The organism is Hymenobacter montanus (assembly GCF_014699115.1).
Taxonomy (GTDB): Bacteria; Bacteroidota; Bacteroidia; order Cytophagales; family Hymenobacteraceae; genus Hymenobacter; species Hymenobacter montanus.
On record NZ_JACXAD010000011.1, the window covers coordinates 55803 to 71256 of the forward strand.

13 protein-coding genes and 2 tRNA genes are annotated in these 15454 nt (G+C 58.9%); 6 read left to right on the forward strand and 9 right to left on the reverse strand.

The window, feature by feature from the left end; genetic code table 11:
• Positions 1-83 precede the first annotated feature (83 nt).
• The 3 genes from IC235_RS11350 to mutS all read right to left on the reverse strand — a co-directional run bounded on the left by IC235_RS11350 (position 84) and on the right by mutS (position 3625).
• Positions 84-166: transfer RNA gene (locus tag IC235_RS11350), tRNA-Leu, on the reverse strand.
• 528 nt (positions 167-694) lie between these two features.
• A tRNA-Gly gene (locus tag IC235_RS11355) sits at positions 695-770 on the reverse strand.
• A gap of 131 nt (positions 771-901) precedes the next feature.
• Entirely contained in the window at positions 902-3625 is a 2724-nt protein-coding gene (gene mutS / locus IC235_RS11360) for a DNA mismatch repair protein MutS (protein ID WP_191005367.1), read from the reverse strand.
• A 238-nt stretch (positions 3626-3863) separates the two neighbouring features.
• Here mutS and IC235_RS11365 point away from each other — a divergent pair, with 238 nt between their 5' ends.
• The gene (locus tag IC235_RS11365) at positions 3864-4397 is read left to right on the forward strand and encodes an RNA methyltransferase (RefSeq protein ID WP_191005297.1); all 534 of its coding nucleotides are present in this window, start codon (positions 3864-3866) and stop codon (positions 4395-4397) included.
• Positions 4398-4457: 60 nt separating this feature from the next.
• A complete protein-coding gene (locus IC235_RS11370; RefSeq protein ID WP_191005298.1) occupies positions 4458-4877 on the forward strand; it encodes a hypothetical protein in 420 nt (139 codons plus the stop codon).
• A 228-nt stretch (positions 4878-5105) separates the two neighbouring features.
• Here the strand turns inward: IC235_RS11370 and IC235_RS11375 are convergent, their stop codons facing one another.
• Both IC235_RS11375 and IC235_RS11380 read right to left on the reverse strand, forming a co-directional pair.
• Complete coding sequence (locus IC235_RS11375) at positions 5106-5876, reverse strand: TerC family protein (RefSeq protein ID WP_191005299.1); 771 nt, start codon at positions 5874-5876, stop codon at positions 5106-5108.
• A gap of 99 nt (positions 5877-5975) precedes the next feature.
• Entirely contained in the window at positions 5976-6467 is a 492-nt protein-coding gene (locus tag IC235_RS11380; protein ID WP_191005300.1) for a YajQ family cyclic di-GMP-binding protein, read from the reverse strand.
• 106 nt (positions 6468-6573) lie between these two features.
• Between IC235_RS11380 and IC235_RS11385 the strand changes: the two genes are divergently transcribed.
• Positions 6574-7059 (forward strand): GNAT family N-acetyltransferase, encoded by a 486-nt coding sequence (locus IC235_RS11385; RefSeq protein ID WP_191005301.1) that lies wholly within the window; start codon positions 6574-6576, stop codon positions 7057-7059.
• Positions 7060-7142: 83 nt separating this feature from the next.
• Here the strand turns inward: IC235_RS11385 and IC235_RS11390 are convergent, their stop codons facing one another.
• Together IC235_RS11390 and IC235_RS11395 are read right to left on the reverse strand one after the other, a co-directional pair.
• Positions 7143-7505, reverse strand: a complete 363-nt coding sequence (locus tag IC235_RS11390; RefSeq protein WP_191005302.1) for a DUF4260 domain-containing protein — start codon at positions 7503-7505, stop codon at positions 7143-7145.
• 113 nt (positions 7506-7618) lie between these two features.
• Positions 7619-8215, reverse strand: a complete 597-nt coding sequence (locus IC235_RS11395; RefSeq protein WP_191005303.1) for a Crp/Fnr family transcriptional regulator — start codon at positions 8213-8215, stop codon at positions 7619-7621.
• A gap of 379 nt (positions 8216-8594) precedes the next feature.
• Between IC235_RS11395 and IC235_RS11400 the strand changes: the two genes are divergently transcribed.
• The gene (locus tag IC235_RS11400) at positions 8595-9083 is read left to right on the forward strand and encodes a PaaI family thioesterase (RefSeq protein ID WP_317173562.1); all 489 of its coding nucleotides are present in this window, start codon (positions 8595-8597) and stop codon (positions 9081-9083) included.
• Between the two features lie 157 nt (positions 9084-9240).
• Here the strand turns inward: IC235_RS11400 and IC235_RS11405 are convergent, their stop codons facing one another.
• A complete protein-coding gene (locus IC235_RS11405; protein ID WP_191005304.1) occupies positions 9241-10251 on the reverse strand; it encodes an NYN domain-containing protein in 1011 nt (336 codons plus the stop codon).
• A 382-nt stretch (positions 10252-10633) separates the two neighbouring features.
• Entirely contained in the window at positions 10634-11374 is a 741-nt protein-coding gene (locus IC235_RS11410) for a metal-dependent hydrolase (protein WP_191005305.1), read from the reverse strand.
• Between the two features lie 211 nt (positions 11375-11585).
• Between IC235_RS11410 and mfd the strand changes: the two genes are divergently transcribed.
• Together mfd and IC235_RS11420 are read left to right on the forward strand one after the other, a co-directional pair.
• On the forward strand, positions 11586-15002 hold the full coding sequence (gene mfd, locus IC235_RS11415) for a transcription-repair coupling factor (protein WP_191005306.1): 3417 nt from the start codon (positions 11586-11588) through the stop codon (positions 15000-15002).
• A gap of 84 nt (positions 15003-15086) precedes the next feature.
• A complete protein-coding gene (locus IC235_RS11420; protein ID WP_191005307.1) occupies positions 15087-15431 on the forward strand; it encodes a hypothetical protein in 345 nt (114 codons plus the stop codon).
• Positions 15432-15454: the final 23 nt, after the last annotated feature.

Below are 15454 nucleotides of genomic sequence, written 5' to 3' on the forward strand. Positions count from 1 at the left end.
ATTCCCCCAGACGCAAAAAACCCGGAAAACGGCTTTCACGGCGTGAGAAGCGGTTTTCCGGGCCTTCCGGTGGTGGATTATTGTACCAGAGACGGGACTCGAACCCGTACGCCTATTCAGCAAGGGTGTTTAAGACCCTAGTGTCTACCAATTTCACCACTCTGGCTCGTTTCTGATTCTTGCCACGATACGTTTCCGTTAAAGCGTGGCAGTTGGGGCAAAGTAAGCGTAAATTTTCTATTCTATTATCATTATGAACCCCATTGATGTGGTCAAGTTCCAGAGGAATTGGCTTATCAAGCCAATGGGTAAGCTTACAAGAAAAACAAATTCGGATTAACCTTGCTTCCGCAATCAACCTAGCCTTAAGCCTATATGATTGATAGCTTGAGCCTATTACGAGCAAATCATCTAATTCGGCCGTCTTATTGATGTTTCGATAGCGCGGTCCTACGTTCCAGCCGCTCCCGGTGAAATGACTGGTATCTAATCCCATTTTTTGAATCCGGTTATGCACCGTCTTGTAGTTCCCACCGGCTGGTACCAAGCCGATACGGCCCAGCACCTGTCGCACCGACAAGCTCCCGGCCACCGCTTGCCGGAACTCGTCGTCGGTGCTCAGACATTTTCGGGGGGCGGCCATAGGGCGGGTGAAAACAAAAAACGCTGCCCAAAGACAGCGTTTTAACTTATTTGGAGCGGGAGACGAGGTTCGAACTCGCGACCTCGACCTTGGCAAGGTCGCGCTCTACCAACTGAGCTACTCTCGCGGGAGGTTCAGTGTCATTACCATGACGCTGAATGGTTCGACAAAGGTAAGGGTCTTTTTTGGCCAGGCAAGGGATAAGCCTGGAAATTTTCCCTGGCCGGGCCTTTTTTGCTCATTTTCAGAGCAAAAAATTTACGCTTTACCCAGCGCGAGCTTCAGCTCATTCAGCTTCATCAATGCCTCGATAGGGGTCAGGGCATTCACGTCGAGGTGCTGGAGTAGCTCGCGGATGCGTTCCAGCGCCGGGTCGGCGGGCTCGAACATGCTGAGCTGCACCGTGGGGCGCGGTGCCGTCGCCACGGCCGAGGTAGCCCGCGGGCGCGGAATAGCAGCCCCCGCCTCCGAATCCGGAACAACTTCAACGGCGTCCGTCCCCCGGCTGCCGGGCCGGCGCTGCCCGTTACGCGTGCTTAGGTCGTCCAGCAGATCATCGAACTCCGTGGGCACGTCGTCTTCGGCCCCGGCGCTGGTGCGCTCCACTTCGAGGTGGTGCATGATTTCATTGGCGCGCAGCACCACCGACGTGGGCATGCCGGCCAGCCGCGCCACGTGAATGCCGAAGCTGTGCTCGGAGCCTCCCACCTGCAGCTTCCGCAGGAAGAGGATGCGCCCGTCGGCTTCCTTTACGGCCACGTTGTAGTTGCGAACCCGGGGGCACTCGTCGGCCAGTTGGTTAAGCTCGTGGTAGTGAGTAGCAAACAGGGTTTTGGCCTTGGCCTTAGGGTTGTTGTGCAGATGCTCCACGATGGCCCAGGCGATGCTGATGCCGTCATAGGTACTCGTGCCCCGGCCAATCTCATCCATCAGCACCAGGCTGCGGTCGGAGAGGTTGTTGAGGATAGACGCGGTTTCGGTCATCTCCACCATGAAGGTACTCTCGCCCTTGCTCAGGTTGTCGGAAGCCCCCACGCGCGTGAAAATCTTGTCGATGATGCCCACCGTGGCGGCGTCGGCGGGCACGAAAGAGCCAATCTGGGCCAGCAGCACGATCAGGGCCGTCTGGCGCAGCAGGGCCGATTTGCCGGCCATGTTGGGGCCCGTTATCACCACGATTTGCTGATCGTGCTGGTCGAGGCAGATATCATTGGGAATGTAGCTTTCGCCGGGCGGCAGTTGGCGCTCGATAACCGGGTGGCGGCCCGCCCGGATGTCGAGCACGGCGCCGTCGTTTACTACCGGCTGCACGTAGCGCTGCTGCCGGGCCGTGAGGGCAAAGCTGGCCAGGCAGTCCATCACGCCAATAGCGCGGGCGTTTTGCTGAATGTGGGGCACGAAGTCGAGTGCGGCCAGCACCAGATCGGTGTAGATGCGCTGCTCAATCGCGAATAGCTGCTCCTCGGCATTGAGGATTTTCTCCTCGTACGTTTTCAGCTCCTCGGTTACGTAGCGCTCGGCGTTCACCAACGTTTGCTTGCGAATCCAGGACGCGGGCACCTTGTCTTTGTGGGCGTTGGTGACTTCGAGGTAGTAGCCAAATACCTTGTTGTAGGCCACGCGCAGCGACGAAATACCAGTGTTGCGCTGCTCGCGCTGCTGCAACTGCAGCAGGTAGTCCTTACCCGAAAAAGCCAGCTCACGCAGCTCGTCCAGCTCAGCGTCGACCCCACTGTTCAACACGCCGCCCTGGTTGGTGAGCAAGGGGGCATCCGGCTTGATTTTAGTGGTGATTTCCTGGCGCAGATTGTCACAGGAGTTAAGCTGGTCGGCCAGCTTCACGAGGGCCTTCACGCCGGAGGCCGCCAGCCGCTCGCGCATGGGCGCGATGGCTTCCAGGGCCCGGGCCAGTTGGAGCAGCTCACGGGGGTTCACCCGGCGTACGGCCACCTTGCTGATGAGGCGCTCCAAGTCGTTGATCTGGCGCAGGTGCTGGGTGAGGTCGCCCAGCAATTCCTCGTCCGCCACCAGGGCCGCGACGGTGTCGAGGCGGCGCTGAATCTGGCTGACTTCCTTCAGGGGCAGCACGATCCACTTGCGCAGCAGGCGGGCACCCATGGGCGTCAGCGTCTGGTCGAGCACGTCGATGAGCGGCACGCCCCCCGGGTGCTGGGCCTGCACCAGCTCCAGGTTGCGCACCGTGAAGCGGTCGAGCCACACGTATTTGTCTTCCTCCAGCCGGCCCAGGCTGGCGACGTGGCCGAGGTCGGAGTGTTTGGTTTCGGCCAGGTAGTGCAGGATGCAGCCGGCTGCCACGATGCCTTCCTTCAGGGCATCAACCCCAAAGCCCTTCAGCGAATTGGTTTTGAAGTGGCGGGTGAGGGTCTCGTACGCGTAATCGTTGCCGAACACCCACTCATCCAGGGCGTAAGTGCAGTAGTTGGGGCCAAAGTGCTGCTCAAACTCCCCGCGGCTCTTTTTGCAAAACAGAATCTCGGCCGGGCTGAAGTTTTGCAGCAGCTTGCTCAGGTAATCGAGCGTGCCCTGCGCCACCAGAAATTCGCCGGTGCTGATGTCGAGAAATGAGATACCCGCCTCCGACTTGCCGAAATGAATGGCGGTGAGGTAGTTATTGGCGCGGCGCTCCAGCACGTTGTCGTGCATGCTCACGCCGGGCGTCACCAGCTCGGTGATGCCGCGCTTGACCAGGCCCTTAGCCGCTTTGGGGTCTTCGAGCTGGTCGCAGATGGCTACGCGCTGGCCCGCCCGCACCAGCTTGGGCAGGTAGTTGTCGAGGGCGTGGTGCGGGAAACCCGCCAGGGCAATCTCGTTGGGCGTACCCCCGCCGCGCTTGGTGAGCGTGATGTCGAGAATGCGACTGGTCGTGATGGCATCCTCACCAAAAGTCTCGTAGAAGTCGCCAACCCGAAACAGCAACACCGCGCCGGGGTGCTGCTGCTTGAGCAGGTAGTACTGCTTCATCAGGGGCGTATCGACCGGCGAGCCGGGCGTGATGTGGTCGGGCCCAACGGACTTTATCGTGAACTGTTTTTTGGGAGCAGACAAGGCAAAGGAGCAAGTTGCACGAACTTTGTCGTTCGCGTTTTTGGAAAGTAAATAAGCAGCCCGGGGCCAGGCGGGGGCAGTTTCTCAGCCGCTTCAAAGCGTACCACCTCTAGTCAAACCAAGGATGCGAGCTACAAAGTTCGCACTATAAATTATGCGAAAACTCACAATGGCCGAGCTCAACCGGGTGGCGGTGGCGGACTTCAAAAGTACACCCAAAAGCCCGGTGGTGCTGGTGCTCGATAACGTACGCAGCCTGCACAACGTGGGGGCCGTATTTCGCACGGCCGATGCCTTCGCCCTGGAGAAAATCTGGCTCTGCGGCATCACGGGGCGACCGCCGCATCGCGAAATCACCAAGACGGCCCTGGGTAGTGAGGCGTCGGTAGCCTGGGAGTACGCCCCGGCAACGGTGAGTGCCGTTGCCGCGCTGAAACAAGCCGGCTACCAGCTAGTGGCCGTGGAGCAAACCACGAGCAGCGTGCTGCTGCCGCAGTTCCAGCCCGAGCCGGGCCGGCCGCTGGCGCTGGTGCTCGGCAACGAGGTATTCGGCGTCGAAGACGAGGTGCTCGCTTTGTGCGACCGGGCCGTGGAGATTCCGCAGTTCGGCACCAAGCACTCGCTTAACGTGGGCGTGGCGGCCGGCGTGGTGCTATGGGACGCCCTGGTAAAGCTGGGCGTGGTATAAGCCCGGGCGCAAAACATCTGCTCCGCGCCGACTAACGGGCCGCTACTTTGTTGTGCCCCTATGAACCTTGACTCCTCCCCTACGCCCCCACGGCCGGATGCGGCCCTGCTGGCGCTGCGTCCCAGCGTGGCCGCGGCAGCCAGTAGCCCTACCAGCACCGTTGGTGACTTCCTGCATGCCACCCTGCGCCCCGTACTCAAGCTGCAAAACGACGCACTGCTGCAAGTGGTAGCCGACTTCGTGCACGACCACCACCTGCCACTGGCCACGGCCGCACCGGCCGACCAGCAGCGGCGGCTCAGCGAGCTGCTGACCCGCAACGTGAAGCTGCGCTACACCATCGTAGGGATCGTCACGGGCGTATTCAGCAGCGAAGAATATATCTTCTACCGCCAGCACCGCGCCGAGCTAAACCGCCGCCTACTGGAGCTGGCGCAACGCCGCGTACTCGACCAGCTAGCCAGCGTAACTACTTTGTAGCTTATGTATCACCTAGAGCAGCTCTCGTATAGGAGAAAAGAATTAAAAATTAAAAATGAAGAATTAAAAATTGACCAGCCGATTTTTAATTCTTCATTTTTAATTTTTAATTCTTTTCTCCTATACGTGCCAGCTCCCCTCTCCTGTGGAGAGGGGCCGGGGGTGAGGTTTCCCCACCACGCAAAATACGGCCCTCGAAACCACACTTAAGCCTGGTAACGCCCGGCGCTAATCATACTGCGAGTCGCGCAGTTGCACCGGCTTGTTCTTCTTGCGCAGCCGCAGGTTGAGTACTTCCACCGTCAGCGAGAAGGCCATGGCAAAGTAGAGGTAGCCCTTTTCCACTTCTTTATGGGCGGCTTCCATCACCAGCATAAAGCCAATCATGATGAGGAACGACAGCGCCAGCATCTTGATGGTGGGGTTCTTGTTCACGAAATTGGCCACCGTTCCACTGAAGGCTAGCATAATGCCCATGGCCGCAATCACGGCCGCAATCATCACCAGTACATTATCGACGAGGCCCACCGCGGTCAGAATGGAGTCGAAGCTGAAGACGATGTCGATAGCAATGATTTGCAGGATGATGCTCAGCAGCGTGGCCCGCTTGGCCCCGTTCATTCCGCCCTCATCTTCGTCGCCCTGGAGCTTGGTATGGATTTCAGTGGTGCTTTTGTAGATCAAAAATAAGCCGCCACCCATCAGAATAATGTCGCGCCCGGTCACTCCGAACGGCTCCGTAAGCCAGGGAAACGGCAGGTTGAATATGGGCGCCCGCAAGCCCACGATAAAGGAGATGCACAGGAGCAGGCCCACGCGAAACAGCAGCGCCAGCAACAAGCCAATGGTGCGGCCCCGGGCCTGCTCGCTTTCCGGCAGGCGGTTCACCACAATCGAAATGAAGATGATGTTGTCAATCCCCAATACGATTTCCATGAAGGTGAGCGTCAGCAGGCTAACCCAAGTGGCCGCGTGGGCGAAGGCAGTAAAATCGTACATAGTAATGAATGTGAAAATGTAAGAAAGTGGAAAGGTGAGAAATGAGACTAATTAATAGAATTATTCTCCACATTTCCACATCATCTCATCTTCACTTTTTTAGCTTTTCATGTTCACAAACTGCAGCGGCAGGCCGATGTCGGCTTTGCGCAGCACGGCAATGGCGGCCTGCAAATCGTCGATTTTCTTGGCTGAAACCCGCACCTGGTCGTCCTGCATCTGGGCTTCTACTTTCACCTTGGCGTCTTTAATGGCTTTGATGATTTTGCGGCCAAACTCTTTGTCGACCCCGGCGCGCACCTTAATGGTTTTCTTTACCAAAGCGCCGCTGGGCTGCTCATCAGCCGAAAAGTCGAGGCTGGTCCCGTCGATGCCCTGCTTGACGACGCGGCCCAGCAGAATGTCTTCCAACGACTTCAGGCGCATGGAGTTTTCCGACGATAAGAGAATGGTGTTCTCCTTTTTATTCAACTCAATGCCCCCCTTGGTGTCGCGCAGGTCGTAGCGGGTTTGCAGCTCTTTTTGGGCCGTGTTCACCGCGTTTTCCAGGGTTTGCGGGTCTACTTTACTCACGATGTCGAAGGATGCCATAACGGGGTGGGGCGTAGTTTTGAAAAGAGAAGGCGGCCGGAGCCGGGGCGCAAAGGTAACAACCCGAACCGGCCCTGCTCGCGTCACGCTGCCTACTGTCCCGCTTATGCCCCAGCCCCCTACCCTTACTGTCCGCCCGCCCCGCACCCCCGCCGACTGGGCCGCCTACTATGCCTTACGCTACGCCGTGTTGCGCCAGCCCTGGCAGCAGCCCCCCGGCTCGGAGCGCTGCCCCGCCGACGAGGAGCCCGGCACCATTCACGCCCTGCTGCTGGCCAACGACAGCGAGGCCGACCCCGGGGCGCTGGCCGTGGGCATGTTGCAGCCCGTCACGGCCCGGCAAGGCCAGGTGCGCTTCATGGCCGTGGCCCCGGAAGCGGCCGGGGCCGGGCACGGCCGCCGAATACTAGCCGCCCTCGAAGCCGAAGCCCAAGCGGCAGGGCTGACCGAAATCGTTCTGCACGCGCGCGAGTCGGCGGTGGGGTTCTACCAGCGGCTTGGGTATGCGGTGGTCGAGCCCTCGCACACCCTGTTTGGCGTGATTCCGCACTTTCTGATGCGCAAGCAGCTTTCCGACCAGAACAACGGGTAGCGTCAAACCGGCGCCTGATTCTCCGGTGGGCGTAGGGCTGGAAGTTACCAAGCAACGGGAACCAGGGGTGCCGGAGCCAGCGGCTACCCCAGCTGGTCTGCTCCCACCCGGCCCAGGTGCGTGTTCCGAAAGCAGGTAGCGTATTTGAGGCCATAGCCCAGCAGCCGGTCGAAAGCACTATGAAAGAGGAGCACCGTGCCCGCCAGCAGCAGCACTGGCTGTCCTAACCACCAGCCGCCCCCGCCTATTGCCAGGGCCACTGCCTTGTGGTGGGCGACGTTGTAGCAAAAGGCGCCAACGCGAGGCCCGGCCCAGTAGCCCGCCATGCTGAGGTCCGGGAGCAGAAAAGTGGCGGGTAGCACCCACCAGGCATAGGGCAGATGGGCAAAGACGACCAGGGCGAACAGTGTTTCGGCCAGTTCTTCCGTTTTCAGTAGGGTTTTCATGAGAGCGCTGAGAGGATACGGGAGTAAAATGAACACCCCAAAATTCCCCCTGTGAAGACCCAACCAACGATAACAAAAGCTAAGAAATGGCGCTGAGGCCGCACGCTCTCTTTCTACGTTTTCTTACCCCGATTGCGCGCTACCCGTCCCCGGATGCGGCTCAGGGAGACGGGCGTAACTCCAAGATAGTTGGCGACCAGATGCTGGGGGATGCGCTCCAGAATCTTGGTTTTGCCGCTGGTTAGCAGCGCGCGGTAGCGCTCTTCGGGCGAGAGCAGCAGTTGCTCGACCAGGCGGGCGTCGGTACCGAGCAGGTGGTATTCGGCCACCAGGCGTCCGAACCGCTCGTACACTGGCCGCTCCTCGTAGAGTTGGCGCAGCACCGCGTAGTCGAAGACTACTAACTCGGTGTCGGTGAGCGCCTGAATGCTGAACTGGCTGGGCTGGCCCGTCAAGCAGCCCGGGTAATCCGCCAGCAGGTGGTTTTCGAAGAAAAAGTAAGTGGTGCGCTCTTCCCCATCGGGCCGGGGGTAGTAGAGGCGGCAGCTGCCGTTGAGCACCAAAGCCAGCTCGGGCCGGTACTCGCCGGCTTGTACGAAATGTTCGCCGCGGAGTAAACGGCGCGGACGCAGGGTATCGACCAGTGGTTGCCAGTCGGCGTCAGTTAAATACGGAACGAAGCGGTGAAGGTAGGCGCGCAGCGGGTGCATGAAAACCAAGAATTTAGGCTGGTAAGATGATAACTCTGCCCGTCGGAGCTTGTTAAGCAGCAGCGCCAAGGCCCGCTGCCGAGCCTAGTTAACCTGAGTTGTGAACTAACCTCATAGCGGTGGGAGGTTGGTAGTAAGTCAGTAAGTAAAAGAGGCCAGGTGGGTAAGAGCCGCGTAGCGGTCGTACCCGGCTAGTCCGTAACCTGGGTTAATTATACAAACTAACTTTTCAGCAAACTTGCCGCTACAACCCTGTCGATTATAAGTACTGGCCTCTATCAGCACGTCCTGCTTCGGCTCCACGGGCGCACAGGAGCAGGATCGCCTTTCTCTATACCAGTACTTTTGACCGACTACTTAACTTCTTCAATCCACGAACGTGTCCGAAGCTCTACCCCCCAACCGCCCCCTGCCTGAGCTGGCCGCCATGGTGGCTGCCTACAACCGCATGAACCAGTACGGCCAGGCCAATGGCATGGCGCTTACCGTGCCGGTGCCCGGCCAAGCCGAATACCGCATGACCATTCAGGAAGCCCACCTTTCCTCCCCCAACACCTGCCACGGCGGGGCGCTGGCCGGCCTGATGGATGCCGCCCTGGGCGCGGCTGCGCTTTCGCTGGCCCTCACGACCCAGGAGCTGGTATCGACGGTGGAATTTAAAATGAATTACCTGCACGCGCTACATCTGCACGATGCACTCCTGGCCCGGGGCATCGTCGACCATGCCGGCAACAAGCTGGTGGTGAGCAGCTGCGTAATTTACCGGCTGGTACCGGGCCACGAAGACCTGGCCGTAGCCCGCGGCTTAGGTACCTTCAACCGCTACCCTATGGATAAGCGGGACTTTGCCAAGTTGATGCTGCCTTAAAGAAGCGGCCGCTCCGCCCCAGTATGCGCTACCTACCAAAAGCCCCGACTCTGGGCGGAGGCGGGGCTTTTGGATTATCCAGGGCAATGGTGGAAAGCGAAACCTTCGCTCCGCTGACCTTCCAGTGCTTCGTGCTCACGCGAGCTGATTACGAACTTTAGAGCTCAGCACTAGCTGTATGCATGGGTACGGGCTCGTATTCATCCTCAATATCGTTGAGTTGTGGAGCTGGCACTTTGCGTACGTTGCGAGCACAGTCTTCGTCGCGGTGGTTGCGGCCCACGGTGAACTCCACCCAGTCGCCTTCGCGCAGGTCGTTGAAATCGCCCTCGGTAAGGTCGGCGTAGCTGAAAAACAGGTTGTTAGGCGGCATCACGACGAAGCCAAAGCCGTTCTTCAGGTTTTTGATGGTGCTCATGCCCATGGTGCCCACGGGGCCGGCGGCGGTGGGGCCAGTGGGCCGGACCAGCTTGGGAGCGGAAACAGTGCTGGGCGCAAAAGCAGCCGGCTCGGCCTGATTCACGAACAGGGCTTCCACCACCCGATCCTGGGTTTCCAGGCCGCGGTCGATGACGTCGTGCATGGCAATTGGATAGGTCACCTGCTCGAGCAGTTGCTGCGAGGCGCGGGTAACGCGGGTTTCGCCCTTGAAATCCTCGTACTTGAAGTCCCAGTTCAGCAGCATCACCCGGGTGCCCACGGTGTTGAGCTTGCGGATGAGTGGCACGTAGTCGCTGTCGCCGGCAATAAGCACCACTACATCAAGGGTTTTATGCAGGGCCAGTTCCAGGGCTTCGAGGGAAAGCCACACGTCGATGCCTTTTTCCTGCAGGCGGCCGTCCCGGGTTTTGAGGGCCATGTAGTGCGTCTGCACGCCCATATTCATCAGGATATCGTCGAGCAGGCGGTCGTGAAACAGGCGGTCTTTGTCGCGGGCCTCGGTAGCCGACAGGCGACCACGGAAGAAATGGGCGTCGGTTATCTGGGCCAAGCGCACATCCACATCTTCTTCTTCAGCTACTTGATGTCGAATATACTCGTGCAGCCCTTCCAGGCTGATCCGAGCTTTGCGCTCATGCTGAAAATAATAGTAATCGCTGATCTTCAAAAAATAGTTGCCGTCATAGAAGACACCAACCCGAATCAAGGGGCTGTTCATCTGGTTCATGGTGATGCGGTTAATTTAAAGTTATGAAAATGTTTCTGTTAAGACAGGGGACAGAGACCATGTGGAATAATCACCAAAGCAAGATACAGTTGTATTTCGTAAGTCCACGACGATTAGGATGAAACTATGCTTGCCGGTTGTCGTCAACTTCGAGTGAATACAGTCTCCGAATGGGGGATCCCACTGGGCCCTAAACGATAATTTGAGGTGGTAGAGTTTAATGAAACCGCTAAATAATAACATAAAATATTAAGAACAACGTCACAATAAATTGAAATAGCTATTACGAAGCTAGTATTATCAACTGACTTATGCAACAGTATAGCCCACCAAACGAGCCTATTACTACAGTTCGGGCTGCTTTTGCAAGGCTGCCTAACCATTAAAAACTAGTATTGCCCACCACTAATCCCAGTACTAACAGGGCATATCCCGCGCAAATAGCCACTTCCAGCAGGTTACCACTGGCCGAGCCGGTGCTGATAAGCGGTAGCTTGAAAGAGTACTCGAAAATCGGTAGAAACCACCTAACCCCGGCCTTAGTCAAGGTATCGGCGAAGAGATGAGAGGCATAGCCGCCCCCCGCGAACAAGGCAACCCCGCGCCAGCCCAGCTGCTGGTCGGCCAGATGGCCGATGTACGTCCAGAGCGCGGTCGCCCAGATGGTGTGCGTCCAGGAGCGGTGCGAAGTAAACGGCGCCAGCGCCACAAAAGTGCCCAGCAAGCTTAGCCACAACTGCTCGGTGTACAGGCCCGCTACCACCGTAGCCAGGCCGGTAAAGAGCAGGGCCAGGCGCCGCGCCGACCCGCCTTGCATGCCCACGCCAATCAAGCCAAAAGCCAGGGCGGCCGTGTAGTACAGTCGTTGCTCGGACCCGGGCCGCAGCTGCAGGTAAGCATACGCCGCGATAATGAAGGCCGCCGCGCCAAAAGCCCAGCGCACGTAGTGTTGAGTGAAGCCCAGGCGCTTGCTCAGGCGGCTTTCGGGGTGGTCGAGGTCCGGTGCCAGGCTGGAAAAGCCGGCCAGGGCAATGCCGGGCAGCGAAAATGGAATACCCGGCGCCAGCCCGGCGATGGCGACGCCGGTGATGAGGCCGATAGCCAAATGAGAAGAGCCGCGCATTACCAGTTATGAAGCATTCATTTTCAGTTAATAAGCTATCCGGATGCCGAGGCTGAAACCAACAGCTAATAATGAGCAGCTGACAACTGCTCGCAAAACTACGAGAACCGCCGGAAACCTTACGGTTAGCTCTGCTGTATCGTAAATCGCGGCCCGACCAGAACCTCTTCTGGCCGGGCTACTGTATTTACTCTTCACCAGCCCCTATTTCGTGCAAGTAGCTGATTTTCTTCGTCTCTACCGGCTTTCTCCGGAGTTGCAAACCTTGGCTGCCCGCTTACGCGGGGCGGCCAAGCCCGACCCCAGCGGCGTGCGCCTGCACCTGCGCGGGCTCGTGGGCAGCCAGGATGCCGTAGTAGCCGCCGCCGTGGCGCACGGACAGCACCCGCACGTGTTTGTCTTACATGATAAAGAGGAGGCGGCCTACTTCCTATCGGACTTGCAACACTTGCTGCCGGAGGGCCCCGAGGTGCTGCTGTTTCCCAGCTCGTACAAGCGGCCGTACCAGTTCGACGAAACGGAGAACGCCAACGTGCTGATGCGGGCCGAGGCGCTGAACCGCCTGAACACCACCCGCGGCGCCACCGGGACCAGCATATTCATTATCACGTACCCGGAAGCCCTGACAGAGAAGGTAATCAACCGGCAGAGCTTGGTTAAGAACACATTCAACGCAAAAGTTGGCGATAAGCTCGACGTGAACTTCCTCGGTGAGCTGCTGGGCGAGTATGACTTTGAGAAGACTGACTTTGTGTACGAAGCCGGCCAGTACGCCGTGCGCGGTGGCATCGTGGACGTATTCAGCTACGCCAATGAGTTGCCGTTCCGGCTGGAACTATTTGGTGATGAAATAGAGAGCATCCGCACGTTTAACCCCGAAACCCAATTGTCGGTGGAGCCACGGCCCAGCATCAGCATTATTCCCAACGTGCAAACGAAACTGCTGCAGGAAACACGCGAGGCCTTCTTCGACTTCCTGCCCCGCACGGCTTGTATTTGGATGAAGGATGTGCGGCAGACGCTGGACGTGGTGACCGATCTATTTGAAAAGGCCGAAGCTAATTTCCAACAGATGCTGAGTGAGGCTGGCGGCATGCAAATCGTGAGCCGGCCGGCCGACTTGTTCGAGTCGGGCAAGAACTTTAAAAAGCTGCTCGATGAGTTCGCGGTGGTAGAATTTGGGAAGCGGTTTTATTTTAAAAATGCCGATACGTTTCAGTTCACGGCCAAGCCCCAGCCGAGTTTCAACAAGGAATTCGAGCGGATGGCCAAAAACCTGAAGGAAAACCAGCAGCGCAACCTTACAACCATCATTACCGCCGACACCGTGCGGCAGGCCGACCGGCTCCGAACGATTTTTGATGAGCTGGACAATAACGTCAAGTTTCAGCACCTGCTGCTGGCGCTGCGCGAAGGCTACGTGGACGAGCAGCTGCAGTTGGCCGTGTATACCGACCACCAGCTGTTCGAGCGCTACTACCGGGCCCAGGAAACGCGGAAGTTCTCGAAGAAGAAAGCCCTGACGCTACGCGAGCTGAAGACCCTGCAGCCCGGCGACTACGTGACCCACCAGGACTACGGCATCGCGCGCTTCGCGGGCCTGACCCAGGTGGAGATAAACGGCCAGATTCAGGAAGCCATCCGGCTGGTTTATCGCGACGATGACTTGCTGACGGTCAGCATTCACTCGCTGCACAAGATTGCCAAGTACAGCGGCGCGGAGGGCGCGCCCCCGACCATGAGCAAGCTGGGCTCGCCGGAGTGGGAGAACAAGAAAAAGTCGGTCAAGAAAAAGGTCAAGGACATTGCGGCCGACCTTATTCGCCTGTATGCCAAGCGGAAGACGGCGCCGGGCTTTGCGTTTTCGCCGGATGGCTTTATGCAGGCGGAGCTGGAGTCGAGCTTTATTTACGAGGACACGCCGGACCAGGCCAAGGCCACCGAAGACGTGAAGCAGGACATGCAGCAGCCCCACCCCATGGACCGGCTGGTGTGCGGCGACGTAGGCTTTGGCAAGACAGAAGTAGCAATCCGGGCGGCGTTTAAAGCCGTGGCCGACGGCAAGCAGGCTGCCGTGCTGGTGCCGACTACCATTCTGGCCATGCAGCACTACAAAACCTTCCGCGACCGGCTGGCTACCCTGCCCGTGACGGTGGAATACATCAACCGCTTCAAATCGACCAAGCAGATCAAGGAAACCTTGCAGCGCGTGGCCGAGGGTAAAACCGATATTCTCATTGGCACGCACCGGCTCACGAACAAGGACATCAAGTTTAAAGATCTGGGCTTGCTGATTATTGACGAAGAGCAGAAGTTCGGGGTGAAGACTAAAGACAAGCTCAAGGAGCTGAAAGTGAACGTGGACACGCTTACGCTCTCGGCTACGCCGATCCCGCGGACACTGCACTTCTCCCTGATGGGCGCGCGGGACCTGAGCGTAATTGCCACCCCGCCGCCGAACCGGCAGCCGGTGCAAACGGAGCTGCACGTGTACGACGAAATGCTGATTCGGGACGCGGTGGCGCGGGAGCTCAAGCGCGGCGGGCAAGTGTTCTTCGTGCACAACCGCGTGAAGGACATCGAGGAGATGGCCGGCACGATTCTGCGCTTGGTGCCCGATGCGAAAATCACCTACGCCCACGGGCAAATGGAGGGCGAGCTGCTGGAAAAGCGCATGATGAAGTTCGTGGAGGGCGAGTACGACGTGCTGGTTTCGACCAACATCATCGAGAGCGGCCTCGACATTCCCAACGCCAACACCATCATCATCAACCGCGCTCACCTGACCGGCCTGAGCGACCTGCACCAGATGCGGGGCCGCGTGGGCCGCTCGAACCGCAAGGCCTACTGCTACCTGCTCACGCCCCCCGTGGCCCAGTTGCCGGCCGATGCCCGCAAGCGCTTGAGCACGCTGGAAGAGTTCTCGGACCTGGGCGCGGGCTTCAACGTGGCCATGCGCGACCTGGACATTCGCGGCGCGGGCAACCTGCTTGGGGGCGAGCAGAGCGGGTTCATCAACGACTTAGGCTACGAAACCTACCACCAGATTCTGGACGAGGCCGTGCAGGAGCTGAAGGAAACGGAATTCCGCGATTTGTTCTTGGGCGACGCCAACAGCCAGCAGCGCCTGCAACAAGCCGCCGGCGCCGGCCGCGCCCCCGAGTGCAACGTGGAAACCGACCAGCAGGTACTTATTCCGGAGCAGTACGTGAGCAACGTGTCGGAGCGCCTGCAGCTCTACGCCAAACTCGACCGCGCCCAGAAGCCCGAGGAGCTGCGCAAGCTGCTGACCAGCATGGTAGACCGGTTTGGCCCCCTGCCCGCTGAAGTGGAGCAGCTGGCCGACATCGTGCGCCTGCGCTGGCAAGCCTGTCGGGTGGGCTTCACTAAAATCACGCTGAAGCGCGACACGCTCAAGGGCTTTTTACCGGCCGACGACGACCACAAGGCTTATTTTCAGGGCGAGCAGTTCGGCACCATTCTCAACTACGTGCAGACGCACGCCCGCACGGCCAGCCTGAAAGAGAAAAAAGACCAGTTGATTGTGACGTTCGAGGAAGTGCGCTCCATTCAGCAAGCCCGGGGGGTGCTGAGCGAGCTCAGCAGCGAAGAAGCCGTAACGGCCTAAGCCGGGCAGTAGTTGTTAAGCCAACGGTCGTTGCCGGAACGCCGTAAGTAAAGCAATCCTTTCCGCAATTTTCCTTGATCCTTCATGAAAAAGCTCCTCATCCTGGCCGCCGTATTGGCTGGCAGCATGGCTAGCGCTTCGGCCCAGACCCCGCGCTCCCGCGAGGGCTCCCATTCGGCAGCCGAAGCCACCTCCACCCGGACCACGGCCAGCCCCGCGGCTAGTCCTATCACTCAAACGCCTAACTATTCGCCCGGCAACGGGCAGCGGTCGGGCCAGAAAATAAACACGGCCCCCGCCACGGGCCCAACCCGGGCCTCGCGCTCCAGCTCCACGGCGAAGTCGGCCCGGCAGGGTGGGGCCACGGGTAGCACCAACATTGAGAGTATCAGCAAGGGCTCCAATAATTCGCCGGCCCCGAAGAAGTAGGATTTTCCGGGCTATTCCCTCCT

Coding starts and splice junctions, on each gene's coding strand:
- mutS (WP_191005367.1), bottom strand. CDS start 3,625: ATGAAGCAGTACTACCTGCTCAAGCAGCAGCACCCCGGCGCGGTGTTG.
- IC235_RS11365 (WP_191005297.1), top strand. CDS start 3,864: ATGCGAAAACTCACAATGGCCGAGCTCAACCGGGTGGCGGTGGCGGAC.
- IC235_RS11370 (WP_191005298.1), top strand. CDS start 4,458: ATGAACCTTGACTCCTCCCCTACGCCCCCACGGCCGGATGCGGCCCTG.
- IC235_RS11375 (WP_191005299.1), bottom strand. CDS start 5,876: ATGTACGATTTTACTGCCTTCGCCCACGCGGCCACTTGGGTTAGCCTG.
- IC235_RS11380 (WP_191005300.1), bottom strand. CDS start 6,467: ATGGCATCCTTCGACATCGTGAGTAAAGTAGACCCGCAAACCCTGGAA.
- IC235_RS11385 (WP_191005301.1), top strand. CDS start 6,574: ATGCCCCAGCCCCCTACCCTTACTGTCCGCCCGCCCCGCACCCCCGCC.
- IC235_RS11390 (WP_191005302.1), bottom strand. CDS start 7,505: ATGAAAACCCTACTGAAAACGGAAGAACTGGCCGAAACACTGTTCGCC.
- IC235_RS11395 (WP_191005303.1), bottom strand. CDS start 8,215: ATGCACCCGCTGCGCGCCTACCTTCACCGCTTCGTTCCGTATTTAACT.
- IC235_RS11405 (WP_191005304.1), bottom strand. CDS start 10,251: ATGAACCAGATGAACAGCCCCTTGATTCGGGTTGGTGTCTTCTATGAC.
- IC235_RS11410 (WP_191005305.1), bottom strand. CDS start 11,374: ATGCGCGGCTCTTCTCATTTGGCTATCGGCCTCATCACCGGCGTCGCC.
- IC235_RS11420 (WP_191005307.1), top strand. CDS start 15,087: ATGAAAAAGCTCCTCATCCTGGCCGCCGTATTGGCTGGCAGCATGGCT.